The 14172-nt window shown below is 59.8% G+C and carries 10 protein-coding genes and 1 riboswitch; of the genes, 7 read left to right on the forward strand and 3 right to left on the reverse strand.

All coding sequences use genetic code 11. From position 1 onward, the window contains the following. The 3 genes from C2U40_RS06545 (at position 1) to mgtE (ending at position 5062) form a co-directional block, all read left to right on the forward strand. Positions 1 to 2001 (forward strand): FlgK family flagellar hook-associated protein, encoded by a 2001-nt coding sequence (locus C2U40_RS06545; protein WP_103827925.1) that lies wholly within the window; start codon positions 1 to 3, stop codon positions 1999 to 2001. Between the two features lie 4 nt (positions 2002 to 2005). Further along, positions 2006 to 3214 (forward strand): flagellar hook-associated protein FlgL, encoded by a 1209-nt coding sequence (flgL, locus tag C2U40_RS06550; protein WP_017410419.1) that lies wholly within the window; start codon positions 2006 to 2008, stop codon positions 3212 to 3214. A 214-nt stretch (positions 3215 to 3428) separates the two neighbouring features. Then, positions 3429 to 3598, forward strand: a riboswitch (M-box (ykoK) riboswitch). A 120-nt stretch (positions 3599 to 3718) separates the two neighbouring features. Beyond that, a complete protein-coding gene (mgtE, locus tag C2U40_RS06555; RefSeq protein WP_103827926.1) occupies positions 3719 to 5062 on the forward strand; it encodes a magnesium transporter in 1344 nt (447 codons plus the stop codon). Positions 5063 to 5359: 297 nt separating this feature from the next. Here mgtE and C2U40_RS06560 read toward each other — a convergent pair whose 3' ends face one another. Continuing rightward, complete coding sequence (locus C2U40_RS06560) at positions 5360 to 6877, reverse strand: HD domain-containing phosphohydrolase (protein ID WP_103827927.1); 1518 nt, start codon at positions 6875 to 6877, stop codon at positions 5360 to 5362. 165 nt (positions 6878 to 7042) lie between these two features. After that, on the reverse strand, positions 7043 to 9499 hold the full coding sequence (gene fadE, locus C2U40_RS06565; RefSeq protein WP_103827928.1) for an acyl-CoA dehydrogenase FadE: 2457 nt from the start codon (positions 9497 to 9499) through the stop codon (positions 7043 to 7045). A 244-nt stretch (positions 9500 to 9743) separates the two neighbouring features. Between fadE and lpcA the strand changes: the two genes are divergently transcribed. The 3 genes from lpcA (at position 9744) to C2U40_RS06580 (ending at position 11900) form a co-directional block, all read left to right on the forward strand. Next, positions 9744 to 10322 carry a D-sedoheptulose 7-phosphate isomerase gene (lpcA, locus tag C2U40_RS06570; RefSeq protein WP_011705469.1) on the forward strand — a complete coding sequence of 193 codons (579 nt, stop codon included), beginning with the start codon at positions 9744 to 9746 and terminating at the stop codon, positions 10320 to 10322. A 141-nt stretch (positions 10323 to 10463) separates the two neighbouring features. Further along, positions 10464 to 11243, forward strand: a complete 780-nt coding sequence (locus tag C2U40_RS06575) for a class II glutamine amidotransferase (RefSeq protein WP_060388970.1) — start codon at positions 10464 to 10466, stop codon at positions 11241 to 11243. A gap of 321 nt (positions 11244 to 11564) precedes the next feature. After that, the gene (locus tag C2U40_RS06580) at positions 11565 to 11900 is read left to right on the forward strand and encodes an Hpt domain-containing protein (protein ID WP_017410426.1); all 336 of its coding nucleotides are present in this window, start codon (positions 11565 to 11567) and stop codon (positions 11898 to 11900) included. Between the two features lie 51 nt (positions 11901 to 11951). On the opposite strand, the gene C2U40_RS06585 is transcribed toward C2U40_RS06580, so the two are convergent. Beyond that, positions 11952 to 12863, reverse strand: a complete 912-nt coding sequence (locus C2U40_RS06585; RefSeq protein ID WP_103827929.1) for a gluconeogenesis factor YvcK family protein — start codon at positions 12861 to 12863, stop codon at positions 11952 to 11954. A 113-nt stretch (positions 12864 to 12976) separates the two neighbouring features. Between C2U40_RS06585 and C2U40_RS06590 the strand changes: the two genes are divergently transcribed. Continuing rightward, positions 12977 to 14161, forward strand: coding sequence for an FIST signal transduction protein (locus C2U40_RS06590; protein ID WP_029303435.1), 1185 nt, complete (start codon positions 12977 to 12979; stop codon positions 14159 to 14161). The last annotated feature ends 11 nt before the right edge of the window (positions 14162 to 14172 follow it).

Below are 14172 nucleotides of genomic sequence, written 5' to 3' on the forward strand. Positions count from 1 at the left end.
ATGGCAAGCGATCTGCTTGGAATTGGTACCTCGGGTGTGATGGCCCAGCAGCGACTGCTGCAGACCACCAGTAACAACATCGTCAACGTCAATAGCCAGGGCTATGTGCGTGAACGGACCCTGATCTATACCAATGCCAACGGACTTGGTACCGGCGACATGCTGACCGAGCGGGTCATCAACGCCTATGCCCAGGGAGAGGTCAGGCGCGACACGTCCGCCTTCTATGCCTCCACCACCCGTTATCAGCAGCTCGCCAACACCGACAGCTTGCTGGGAGACACCAGCAACAGCGTCGGCGCCGCCATCAGCTCCTATTTCGAAGGGTTCCATACCGCCAACGAAGCCCCCGCCGATATCTCTGGCCGCAAGACCACCCTGAGCCAGTTGAGCGGCATGGTAAACCGCTTTCACACCCTGTCGGCTCAGCTGGACAAGCAGACCGACACCATCAACACCACTATTGGCGATGAGGCCAAGCGGGTGAACAGCCTGATCAACAGCATCAACGATCTGAATCAGGCCATCATTCGCACCCAGGGCACGCCGGAAGAGAACCTGATGCTGTTCGACCAGCGCGACGAGGCCATCCGCCAGCTCTCCGAGAAGATGGAGATCCGCACCGTGCCGCAGGACAACGGCAGCATGCTGGTCAACATGAGCACCGGCCACTCCCTTGTACTCAATGGCAGCGTTGCCCAGCTCAGCGTGGTGCCGGGCAATCCCGATGCCCGTGAGCCCGAGTTGCAGCTGAACATGGACCCCAACAAGATCACCCTGAACAACAAGGATATTGGTGGCGGTCTCGGCGGTCTCTTCTCCGCCCGCAACGATCTGGAGCCATCCAAGCGCGAGCTGGGCCAGCTGGCCGCCGCCATGGCCGATGCCATGAACCAGCAGAACCGGTTGGGGATGGATCTGGACAACGAGCTGGGAGGGGATCTCTTCTCCCTCGGCTCGAGCGATGGTATGGCCTACAGCCAGAACACCGGCAGCGGCGCCGCCAAGGTGAGCTTCGTGCCCGGCAAGGGCACGGAAGTGACCACCTTCGACTACGAAGTGCAGTTCAGCAGCGCCACCGGTTACGAGGTGTTCTCGGTGGACAAGGATGGCAACCGCACCTCGCTGACCACAGGTACCACGCCGCCCGCCACGGTACAGGTGGCGGGTCACGGCATCCAGATCGATCTCTCCGGCACCCCGGCGGCGGGGGATAAGATCCTGCTGCAACCGACCAAGCGGGCGGCAGCCGGCCTGGGTCAGCTGGCAACCCGGGCCGAAGATCTGGCGCTGGCATCGCCGCTCAAGGCCGACAAAGGCAAGAACAACTTCGGTGCGGGCGAGATCAAGCTCAACAGCATCACCAATACCGGTGCCGGCTCCGGCTTTGGCACCAACAGTCTGGATCCGGCCTCACCCCAGGTGGTGAAGATCGACGGCAGTGGCAACTACGAGGTCTATGCGGCGGACGGTACCACGCTGATTGGGGTAGCCCCCGCTTCCAGCAAGGGGCAGAACCTGATGGCCGCCCTCGAGAGTCCGCTGGGTGGGCCCAAGGTCTACGCCACCCCGGCCCAGACTCCGGGGTACGAGTTCAGCATCACCGGCAAGGTGGAGGCCAAAGACAGCTTTACCCTCAGCTACAACACCGACGGTTTTGCCGACAACGCCAACGGGCTGGCACTGGCGGATCTGCAGAACAAGGATCTGGTGCGCAAGAGCAGCAACGCCGGCACCAGCAACGACAAGATGACCTTCAACGAGGCTTACTCCAGCCTGGTGACCGGGGTGGGCAACACCGCCAGCCAGGCCAAGAGCCAGCTCAAGGCAGACGAAACGAAATTGACCCAGAGCAGGGGGATTTTCGAGAGTGTCTCCGGCGTCAGCCTGGAAGAGGAAGCGGCCAACCTGATCCGTTATCAGCAGTCCTATGCCGCCTCCGCCCAGATCGTCAGCACCGCCAAGACCATTTTCGATACCCTGTTGTCATCAGTGAGGTAAATCGATGCGTATCACCACCAACATGGTCTATGACCGCAATATCTCCTCGCTGAATGGCGCCAACGAACGGCTGAGCACGGCGTATGAGCAGCTGATGACCGGCAACAAGTTCAAGACGGCGGGGGAAGATCCCTCCGGCATGAGCCAGAAGCTGGCGCTGACCAAGGAGATCGATCTCTTCAAGCAGTACGGGGTCAACGGCAGCCTGCTGGAAAACAGCCTGGGCCACGAGGAGACGGTGCTGACCGCCCTCAACACCGCCATGACCAGCGCCCAGACCCTGATCCAGAAGGCGAACGACTCGGCGGTGGGGTACGAGGATCGTCAGGCCATTGCCAGCGAGCTGGAGGGGCTGCAAAAGCAGATGTTCGACCTGATGAACAGCAAGAACTCCCAGGGCGAATATATCTTCGGCGGCAACCAGAGCAAGACCCAGCCTTTCATTCAGGATGCCAGCGGCAATTATGTGTTTCAGGGGGATACCGGCCAGCGCAACATTCAGGTGTCGCCGACGGTGCAGATCCCTGCCAATGATTCCGGCTTCAACCTGTTCGAGATAGTGCCGACCCGCAGAACCAGCAGCGCGGGGAGCGCCAATATTCAGGTCGGGGTGGCCGATCAGGGCCACTTCGACAGCTTCTACCGCAACAACTACGACCCCTCGCTCGCCAGCAACCAGTATACGGTGAACACCATCGCCGGCACGCCGGATACCTATGAGATCAGGGATGGCGGCGGTGCCTTGCTGCAAAGCGGCGACTATGTGGCGGGCAACAAGATCCCTTTCAACGGGCTGGAGTTGACCCTGTCGCTGCCGGCGGGGGGGGCGGCGCAAAACTTCGTGCTGGATCCGCCCCAGAACAACAACATCCTCGATGGCATGTCCGATTTCATCACGGCGCTGCGGGATCCCAACATCACGCCGGATACCTTCCAGCTGAAGGTGGCGGATGCCACCGCCCACATGAAGAATGCCCGGCTGAACGTGGATCAGGGGCTGGGGGAGATTGGCGGCAGAATGAACGGGCTGGAGCAGGTGATGGGCTCGAACGAAGGGCTGAGCACCTTGAACCAGCAGGCGAGGGCCAAGGTCTCCGAAGCGGATCTCTATGAGGTGATTGCCACCCTGTCAAAAGAGGATGCGGCACTGAGCGCCACCCAGCTCTCCTTCAGCAAGATCAGCAAGCTGACCCTGTTCGACTACATTCGTTGACCGGTCACCCATCGCTCGCGGCCCTGATGGCTGCGAGCGATGATTGCCCGCTTGGCTCCTGTTTTTCCCGTTCGTTTATCCTCATTCAACTCCCCATGTCGGCCAATTGTAACAAGCTGTTGCCACAGGCTATTTAGCGCATTGCGACGGGTTGACTCCTATTGAGCATTCGATAATCATGCAGCCCGCACAACAGAGGGTTGTGCGCATATTTGCAGCATCTCGTTAGGCGAGGCTCCTGTATAAACACAGGCCACTGATCTCACGACGTCCAGAGACGCCCAAGATCAGGACAGTTTTCATCGGATTAAGGTGTAAACCCAAGTGGCTTCCGGCATGCCGGATACGTTATGCAGTGCTAAAGCTGGTACGTGGGGATGATGACACGCCGGACGGCGTCATTTCCTGCCTATTACTCGTCAATCAAATTGCTGTTTTCTTTCAGACGGCGACGGATCACCGTTCGCGCTCAGGCTTGCCTGAAATCACATGAGGTCATTTGTGATGAAGAAAACACAGACTTTACTCAATCGTCATCAACTGCTCGATCTGGCTGCCCTGCAGGGCTGGCTAGAGCACAACCTGGATCCGGTTCAGCGTGCCGATCAGCTGCTGACCCTGCGTCCGGAAGAGCTCAACTGCATCTTCGATACCCTGCCCACTGCCGAGGGTGCGGCGCTGCTCAGTTCGCTGTCGGCTGACTGTGCCGGGCGTCTGCTGATGCGGCTGCATGCCAGCATCGTCAGCGTGTTGCAGGGGGCCATGCCCCGCCGCGACATGCTGGCCATTCTGCGCCGGCTGGGCAGCAGTGATCGCACCATGCTGCTTGCCCGCTTCCCGGAGCAGGTACAGTCCACCTTCTACTCCCTGCTCGACTGGCCGACCGAATCGGTGGGCGCCAACATGCGCCACGAATTCCTGGCCATCAGCGATCAGGAGACGGTGGGCAGTGCCAAGCAGCTGATCCACGATGCCTGGGACAACGCCCAGCTGTTCCAGAACCTCTATGTGGTCAACAACGACCACCGCCTGCTTGGCAGCATCTCGCTCAAATCCCTGCTGATTGCCGACCCGCAACTGCCGGTGAGCGAGTTGATGGACCGGGAGACGGTGCGCATCAACGCCCGGGCGGATCAGGAACTGGCAGCCCGCCTGCTGATCGACCGCGATATCTCGACCCTGCCGGTCGAGGATCAGGGCAAGCTGGTGGGTATCTTCCACGTGGACGATGCCGCCGACATCCTGGAGCTCGAATCCACCGAGGATGCGGAGATGCAGGGTGGTTCCTCGCCGCTCGACACTCCCTATCTGCAGGCGACCCCCTGGCAACTGTGGCGCAAGCGGGTGGGCTGGCTGCTGATCCTGTTCGTGGCCGAAGCCTATACCGGTACCGTGTTGCGGGCGTTTGAAGAGCAGCTGGAAGCGGCCATCGCGCTGGCCTTCTTCATTCCGCTCCTGATCGGCACTGGCGGCAACAGTGGTACCCAGATCACTACCACCATAGTGCGAGCCATGGCGGTCGGGGAGGTGAGTCTGCGCAACCTCGGCACCGTGCTGAAAAAGGAGATCTCCACCGGTCTGCTCATCTCGGCCGCCATCGCGCTGGCCGCCTGGGTACGGGCCTGGAGCCTGGGGGTTGGTCCCCAGATCGGCATGGTCGTCACCCTGACCATCATCGCCATCGTGCTGTGGAGCGCCACCGTTGCTTCTGTGATCCCCATGGTGTTGCGTCGCTTCCGCATCGACCCGGCCGTGGTATCCGCCCCCTTCATCGCCACCCTGGTGGATGGTACCGGTCTTATCATCTACTTCGAAATCGCCAAGTTGCTGCTGCCCGAACTGCAGTAAGCCGCCATCCCGCAAATGCAAAAGGCAGCCCATGGGCTGCCTTTTTTGTATTGGTTTATCCAGTTTTGAAAATGTGTTAGGGGAATGAGTGAGTGGTACATTGAAAGGTAAGTTTCTGATGTAGGGCTAGTTGAGCCTAACGCATGAGATAGGGGATATTTATAACTGGGTTCGCTCGCATAAGGCACTGCAATATGGCGCCTCCGATGCAGTGCATCGGAGGCGCTGAGCCACTAGAGGTTATCCGAGAATGTGCCCCCTATTTTAGGACTTGGTAGTGAGTATTAATCTTCAACATCAATGTTCCCCGACGTAGATGTCCTTGTGTTGATCACGGATCTCGAGGAATTTGTCGAGGTTGGCCAGCATCAGTTCTACCAACTGAGGATCGAAGTGCTGACCTTTCTCCTCCTGGATCAGCGCCAGCACCTTGTCCAGCGGCCAGGCCTTCTTGTAGCAGCGATCCGAGCCGAGCGCATCAAACACGTCGGCCAGCGCCACCACCCGCCCTTCCAACGGAATGGCATCACCCTTGAGGCCACGGGGATAGCCGCTGCCATTCCACTTTTCATGGTGGTTGCCGGCGATGGTGGCGCCAATCTGGAACAGCGCCAGATCGCTGCCGGAAAGTATGTCCTGCCCCAGTTGGGCGTGGGTCTTCATGATCTCCCACTCCTCGGGGGTCAGCTTGCCCGGTTTGTGAAGGATGGCATCCGGGATGCCCACCTTGCCGATGTCGTGCAGCGGGGAGGCGCGTTTGATGAGCTCGCTCTGCTCCTCGCTCATGCCAAGCAACTGGCAGAACAGTTCGGTGTAGAGGGCGACCTGTTTCACGTGCAGGCCGGACTCCTTGGAGCGGGTCTCCACCAGCTCGCCGATCCGATAGATGATCTCGCGCTGGTTGTCGGCGATGACCTCGTTGAGCCGGATGTTCTCCAGCGCCACTATGATGTTTTCGGTAAACAGGCTGAGCAGCCCCATGTCCATCTGGCTGAGCTGACGAGTGGTCTCGATATGAAACAGCAGGTGATGACGGGGGTTCTGGCAGTAGAGCACCATCTGGTTGCCATCATAGACGTTGGCACGATTGGCCATGGCCTGGCGCAGAATAGAGGGTGCATCCGCCAGTCGCAGTGACGGGTGACCCGGCAGCAGGGGCTCCAGAATTTGATCCCGCACTTCGTAGGCGAACTGCTTCACGTCGTAGATTTGCGACTCTTCCAGACTGAGCAGGGCCCCGAGCTGTTCCTGAGCCCCTTCAACAAACTGGCGCAGCGCCCGTTTCTCGAAGATCCCCTTGGAGGCCTCGATGACTTTTTCCAGCCCCTGGCGATTGCTCTCCAGCGTGCGGATGTCGCGGTATGAACGCAGGCTGGCCCGCAGCAGGGTGCGCAGCTTCTGGGAGGTGAGCTCGGTCTTGTCCTTGTAGTCGTTGATGTCGTAGTTGGTGACCACGTCATCTTCCGGGGCCTGACCGGGTTGGCCGGTACGCAGCACGATGCGCACCATCTTGTTTTGCAGATCCTCGCGCACGAATTTGACCACATCGAGGCCGGCGTGATCGACCTCCATGACCACGTCCAGCAGCAACAGTGCTACGTCCGGGGTCTTGGCGAGCAACTCCCTGGCCTGGGCGGCTGAATAAGCATGCAAAAATTCAATGGGTCTATTATCGAATTCAAACTTGCTCAGGGTGATCTTGGTGATGCGATGAACCTCGGGTTCATCGTCCACAATCATCACCTTCCATCCTGCCTGCTGGTCATCGAGAAGGGGCAGATCGTCATCGTCAATAATCAGGATTTGGTCATCCATCATGCAATCCTGTTTGGGATCCTGTGCTTACATTAACTGCTTCACTAAGGATAGGAAACTTATTGAGAAATAAAATTTGATCTGTGAAATCTCTTTGTCGTCATCCTGTTGTAGCCCCATAAAAAACGCCTCCACTTAGGAGGCGTTTGACTATCAATGTGTCTGTCAGGCGGCTCTGTGATAGGCCGATGGCTCGAACAGCGCCTTGTTGGCCACCAGGTCGATAGGATCAAAATCATCGACGTTGATGGTGCGCAAGCGGCTCTCTTCGGCGCGGCGCAGCAGGTCCGCTTCGGTCTGGTTGAGTACTCCCTGCGCCAGGCCGATCTCTGCCACCTTGTCCAGTTGCATAAACGGACGCTTGATACCGTCAGCCTTGCATACTTTCTCAAACAGCGGCTCGGCAGAGAGCACGTCGTCCAGTGCCTGCTCCAGCAGGCCGAAGGGGTTGCCCTCTTCGCGGGTGAGATACTGCCCCTGGGCCAGACGGCTGCGGGTTTCACTCGGAGTTTGCAGCAGGCGGGCGACCTGGCTGTCCAGCTTGTCGCTCGGGCGCTTCAGGTCGCGACCCAGCGGCAGCACGATGACGCGCAGAGCCAAGCCAATCCAGCGATTCGGGAAGTTGCGCAGCAATTCGTCGATGGCTTCCTGCGCCTTGAACAGGGCATCTTGCAGTGCCCAGTGCAGCAGCGGTAGGTCGGCGTGCTGACGACCCTCATCCTGATAGCGCTTGAGGGCACTGGAGGCCAGATAGAGCTGGCTCAGTACGTCGCCGAGACGGGCGGAGACCCGCTCCTTGCGCTTGAGCTCGCCCCCCAGGGTGCCCATCGCCATGTCTGACAGGAAGGCCAGGTTGGCAGAGAGGCGGGAGAGCTGCTGGTAGTAGCCCTTGGTCTGATCCTTGAACGGCGCGGCGGCGAAGCGAGCACCGGTTAACCCTAACCAGAAGCTGCGCACCAGATTGCTGATGGCAAAGCCGACGTGGCTGAACATCGCCTTGTCGAAGTCCTTGAGGGCCTGTTCTTGATCCGGATGGCTGGCGGCCAGCATCTCCGGCAGCACGTACGGGTGGCAGCGGATGGCGCCCTGACCGTAGATGATCATGCTGCGGGTCAGGATGTTGGCCCCTTCGACCGTGACGGCGATGGGGGCACCTTGATAGCCGCGGGCCAGATAGTTGTTGGGGCCCATGCAGATGGCCTTGCCGCCGTGGATGTCCATGGCATCGATGATGCACTTCTGGGCGCGGTCGGTGAGGTGGTATTTGACGATGGCGGAGATGACCGAGGGTTTCTCGCCCAGGTCGATGCCGGTCACGGTCAGGTTGGCGGCGGCCCCCATGATGTAGGCGTTGCCACCGAGACGGGCCAGCGGCTCTTCAATCCCTTCCATCTTGCCGATGGGCAGCTTGAACTGGCGACGGATCCGGCTGTAGGCGCCGGTCGCTAAGGCCAGCATCTTGACACCGCCGGTGCTGTTGGAGGGCAGGGTGATACCGCGTCCGACCGAGAGGCATTCCACCAGCATGCGCCAGCCCTGACCGGCCATGGCCGGGCCGCCAATGATGAAGTCGAGCGGGACGAACACGTCCTTGCCGCGGGTCGGGCCGTTCTGGAACGGCACGTTGAGCGGGAAATGGCGGCGGCCGATGTCGACCCCCTTGATGTGGGTCGGAATGAGGGCGCAGGTGATGCCAAGCTCTTCTTCGTCACCCAGCAGGTGATCCGGGTCGCGCAGTTTGAAGGCCAGACCCAGAACGGTGGCAATCGGGGCGAGAGTGATGTAGCGCTTGTTCCAGGTGAGGCGCATGCCGAGCACCTCTTCTCCTTCCCATTCCCCCTTGGCGATGATGCCGAAGTCGGGGATGGAGCCGGCGTCTGAACCCGCTTCCGGACTGGTCAGGGCGAAGCAGGGGATCTCCTTGCCGACCGCCAGACGGGGCAGGTAGTAATCCTTCTGCTCGTCGGTGCCATAGTGTTGCAGCAGCTCACCCGGGCCCAGCGAGTTGGGCACGCCGACGGTGGAGGCCAGCACTGCGCTGGCGCCGCACAGCTTTTGCAGCACGCAGGATTGGGCATAGGCGGAGAATTCCAGCCCGCCGTATTTCTTCTTGATGATCATGGCGAAGAACTTGTGGTCCTTCAGGTATTGCCACACTTCGGGAGAGAGGTCGGCTCGCTCGTGGGTCACTTCCCAGTCGTTGACCATGCGGCACACTTCTTCAACCGGGCCGTCCATAAACGCCTGCTCTTCGGCAGACAGCGTGCTGACCGGAATGGCGTGCAGCTTTTTCCAGTTCGGGTTGCCGGCAAACAGGTCTGCTTCCCACCAGGTGGTGCCCGCTTCAATGGCCTCTTTTTCGGTGCGGGACATCTCCGGCATGATGGATTTGTAGAGTTTGAACAGCGGTTTGGTCAGCTGGTTGCGACGAAAATCCACCAGGTTGAGGGGGATGGCGATCACGGCAAACAGCGCCCAGACCAGCAGGGGGACGTGGCCATAGAGGGTGCCGACAATCAGGGCTGCCGCCGTGGCAAGCGTGGAGGTGAACAGAGACGCCCGGCGATAAGCCATGGCGCCGATCACCAGGATCACTCCGAGCAGAGTGAGGGTCGTCGTCATTTTTCGCTCCTTGCATGAGTTGCCGAAGTTGGGTGAATATGGTTGAACTGATCCAGAGGTCTGACCTGTTGGATATGGTCCCTGTTGTAATTCATACGCACAAACTTATCAAGCTGTTTACAAGCTCGTTACCTTGGCTCTGTGATCGGCATAACGTCCTGCAGAGGGGCGCTTGACGGGCAGGGGGCGACTCCGGGATTGGCTTGTGCGACAATGGCGCGGCCCATATTTTGGAAGAGACATCATGTACCAAGAACTGATCCGCAATGAATTGACCGAAGCTGCCAGCGTGCTCCAGGCGTTCCTGGCAGATGAGCAAAATCTCAAGGACATCGAAGCGGCCGCCAAGCTGCTCGCTGACTCCTTCAAGCAGGAAGGCAAGGTACTCTCCTGTGGCAACGGTGGCTCCCACTGCGACGCCATGCACTTTGCCGAAGAGCTGACCGGCCGTTATCGCGAGAACCGCCCCGGTTATGCCGGTATCGCCATCTCCGATCCCAGCCACCTCTCCTGTGTGTCCAACGACTTTGGCTATGACTACGTCTTCTCCCGCTACGTGGAAGCGGTCGGCCGTCGCGGTGACGTGCTGCTCGGCATCTCCACCAGCGGCAACTCCGGCAATATCCTGAAAGCCATCGAAGCTGCCCACGCCAAAGGCATGAAGGTGATTGCGCTGACCGGCAAGGACGGCGGCAAGATGGCCGGTCTGGCCGATGTCGAGATCCGGGTGCCGCACTTTGGTTACGCCGACCGCATTCAGGAAGTGCACATCAAGGTGATCCACATCCTGATCCAGCTGGTCGAAAAAGAGATGGCCAAGTAAGGCAGGGATCTCGAGCCGGGATAGTCGTGCCTTGTCTGGCCGTGTCCCGGCGGGATCTTGCGCAAGCGGCCGGTGTCAGCGCAGGCTGAGCCGGCCGATTGGCAAAATGAGATGGTCAAGTAAGCAAGGAGCCCGCAGCCTATGTGCGAACTGCTCGGCATGAGTGCCAATGTGCCGACCGATATCTGCTTCAGCTTCACCGGCCTGATGCTGCGCGGCGGCAAGACCGGGCCTCACAAGGATGGCTGGGGCATCACTTTTTACGAAGGGAAAGGCTTTCGTACCTTCAAGGATCCCGAGCCCAGTGCCCAGTCGCCGATTGCCAGGCTGGTGCAGGCGCTGCCTATCAAGAGCCGCGCCGTGGTCAGCCATATTCGGCAGGCTAACCGCGGCTGCGTCTCGCTGGAGAATACCCACCCCTTTACCCGCGAGCTGTGGGGCCGTTACTGGACCTTTGCCCACAATGGCCAGTTGACGGGTTACAAAGGGTTGGCCACCGGCCGCCATCGACCGGTGGGCGACACCGACAGCGAGCACGCCTTCTGCTGGCTGCTCGATCGGCTGGAACAGAAATATCCCCGACGCCCTGCCAACTTTCCCGCCATGTTTCGCTACCTAGCGACCCTGTGCGACGAGCTGCGCAGCCTGGGGGTATTCAACATGTTGCTGTCGGATGGGGAGTTCGTGATGACCTACTGCAGCAACAACCTCTACTGGCTGACTCGGCGAGCCCCGTTCGGGGAGGCCCGTCTGCTGGATGAAGATGTCGCCATCGACTTTCAGAGCGAGACGACACCGGACGATGTGGTAACCCTGATTGCGACCCGGCCGCTGACCGGTAATGAAGACTGGGTAAAAATGGCGCCAGGCGAGTTCAGTCTGTTTCGACTGGGTGAGCGGGTGGGTGCCAATCAGCTGTGATAATCAACTGATCCAGAGATAAAAAAATACCAGGGTAGAATCCTACCCTGGTTCTTCGCAGCAGCCATACAGGCAAAAGGGATGAGAGAGGTGTTGCTGAGTCGCATCATTCTCACGGCCGCCATTGTTATTTAATTGTTAATTTCATGGCAACATTTATGTTGCAACTCGGCCATCTATTGTCTGGTTAGGCGATCCTGATCACGTTTTTCTGATTCACGTCCCGTTTGAGTTCGATTTTCTGACGGCGATGAGACGTGACTGAGTCGTGCCGGGCATCTATAGTATGGTCTGTTTGAATACCATCAGGAGGATGACGGAATGGAGTGGCTGGATCAGAAGGTGTTGCGACAGCTGGCGGAAGATATCGGCCAGGAGATGATGCCGGTGGTGATCTCGGTCTTCATCGAAGAGGTGGGGGAACAGCTTGCCCAGCTGCGCCCGCTCTATGAACAGCAGGACTGGCCCGCATTAGCACGGCTTGCCCACAGCATGAAGTCCTCCTGTGGCAGCTATGGCGCCCAGCTCAGTTACCAGCAGGTGGTGGCGCTGGAACAAGCCTGCAAACATGAAGATGGCGAGCAAGTCGCCCGTCTGCTGGCCGAGCTGGAGCAATCCCTGCCCCAGGTGCTTTCCCACCTCGCCAACTATCACTGAGTCCCTGCAGCCGGCGCATCGGCGCCGGACTTGCCATCCTCTACCCGTCCGCTAGCGTTGATTGACCAGTTGCTGGATAACCCTGTCCAGTGCCAGCTTCAATTTCAGGCGATCGTGCCGATGGGGGAGGGCGGCCTCACCCAGCTCGGCCAGGATCAATCGGCCAGCCAGTTCTGCCGGGTATTCCCCCGCCGGGGCCAGAATGGCATCGACCCGACCCGCTCCGACCCGTGATTCCAGCCAGCGCCATTGATTGTGCAGGCTGAGCTGGCTGGCAGGGCCGTTTTCGGGGACCAGATTGCAGATGAACACCAGCATGGCATCGCTCTCGTTGATGGCCTGGGCCACCTCAGCCAGCAGCAGGGGCGGCATGATGGAGGTCAGAAAGCTGCCGGGGCCGAGGATGATCATGTCGGCCTGTGCCAATGCCTGCACCGCCTCGCGGGTGGCCGGTACCTCCGGGCTCAGGCTGAGAGAGAGCGGCGGGGTGTCGAGCTGATCGATGGAGACTTCCCCCAGGATCTGGTTGCCACAGACCGTGTGAGCGCACAGGTCGGTGGGAAATTCAGACATGGGTAACAATTGTGACTCTATTTTCAGCATGTCGCTGATGAGCTTGATAGCATCAAGAGGGCGCACGCAGAGGTTGTCGAGCGCCAGCAGCATCAGATTGCCGAGGTTGTGGCCCGCCAGTTCGCCGCGACCGGCGAACCGATATTCGAACAGCAGGCTGCCGATACTGGGATCGGTCACCAGTTGATTAAGGCAGTTGCGCAGATCCCCCCAGGCGATACACTCCTGGCTCTTGCGCAGTCGTCCGGTAGAGCCGCCATCATCGGTGGTGGTGACGATGCCGGTCAGGCGCGATCCCAGAAATGAGAGTGAAGAGAGCACACGGCCCATGCCGTGGCCGCCACCGATGGCGACGACCCGGTCAAAATCATTGATGTTCTTCTGCCACATGCCGTTTTCCTGTGGTTGGGCTCAATTGAATGTGATTCTAATCGATAAGACGGGATAATTGTTTGATTAAGGTATGATTTTTGCTTACCCCCAGCATCATGAACAACTAGGAGATGGTGTTGAACTTCCTGACGGCTCACTCTCTTGAAGAGACCTCCCTGCTGGCTGCCCGGCAGGTCAGTGAGCGGCTGCTCGCTCAATCACCTCATTCCCCTTCGCTGTTACTGGTCTATTTTACTCAGGCTCACGATGCCGAGGAACTGCGCCATCACTTCAAACAGCAGTTCCCGTCGTCTCGGATGATAGGTTGCAGCTCCTGTGGCGGGGTCATGACCCAGACCGGCCATCATGCCCGCCAGGGGATCGGTCTGGCAGTGGCGGCCATCTACGATGACAAGGGGGCCTACGGCGTGGCGGGCCAGGCGGGGGATGCGGTGGATGTGCGCCAGCTGCTGCGCAGTGCCATCGCCGACGGGGGGCGCCCCGGCGAGCTGCCACAACTCATCTTGCTGCATGCCAGCCCGGGCCAGGAGGAGGCGATGCTGGAGAGCATCGAGGCCGAGCTGGGCACGACGGTCCCGGTCGTCGGGGGCTCCGCCGCCGACAACAGTGTCAGCGGTGACTGGCAGCTGTGCTGGGATGAGGGCAGTACCCGCGAGGGCGTCGCGCTGGCCGTGCTCTATCCCGATTGCCAGCTGGCGTTCCAGTTTCACTCCGGCTATGTCCCCACCGAATATCGCGGCACCATCACGGCCCTGTCGGGGCGGGAGATCCTCACCATCGATCATGAGCCGGCGGCCGAGGTCTATGCTCGCTGGAGCGGACGGACAACCCCCTGGCCGGTCGGTCCCATCTTGCGGGAGACCACCCTGTCGCCGCTGGCGAGACAGGTTGGTACCCTGGATGATATGCCCTATTACAAGCTCTCCCACCCGGAAGCCGTGACAGAAGGTGGCGGATTGCGCCTCTTTACCGATACTCAGGTCGGGGAGCGGTTGCTGCTGATGTACAGCAGTCAGGAGGGCTTGCTGCAACGCAGTCTGAATGCAACCCGCATCGAACCCGAGTACGGCATGGCCACCGAGATGCAGCCGTTTGGCGCCCTTGTGATTTTTTGTGCTGGTTGTCGCTTGGCTCTTGGTGATAGCTTATGCCAATTTGTCGATCAATTTCATACCCGGCTGGGGGACATCCCCTTCATCACCCCGTTCACCTTCGGCGAGCAGGGCCGCCTGCCCCATGGTGAGCTGGCGCACGGCAACCTGATGGTCTCGAGCGTGATCTTCCTCGACAGCTGACATTGCGCTGG

The sequence above is a fragment of the Aeromonas sp. ASNIH4 genome (genome assembly GCF_002934425.1).
Classification (GTDB): Bacteria; Pseudomonadota; Gammaproteobacteria; order Enterobacterales; family Aeromonadaceae; genus Aeromonas; species Aeromonas hydrophila.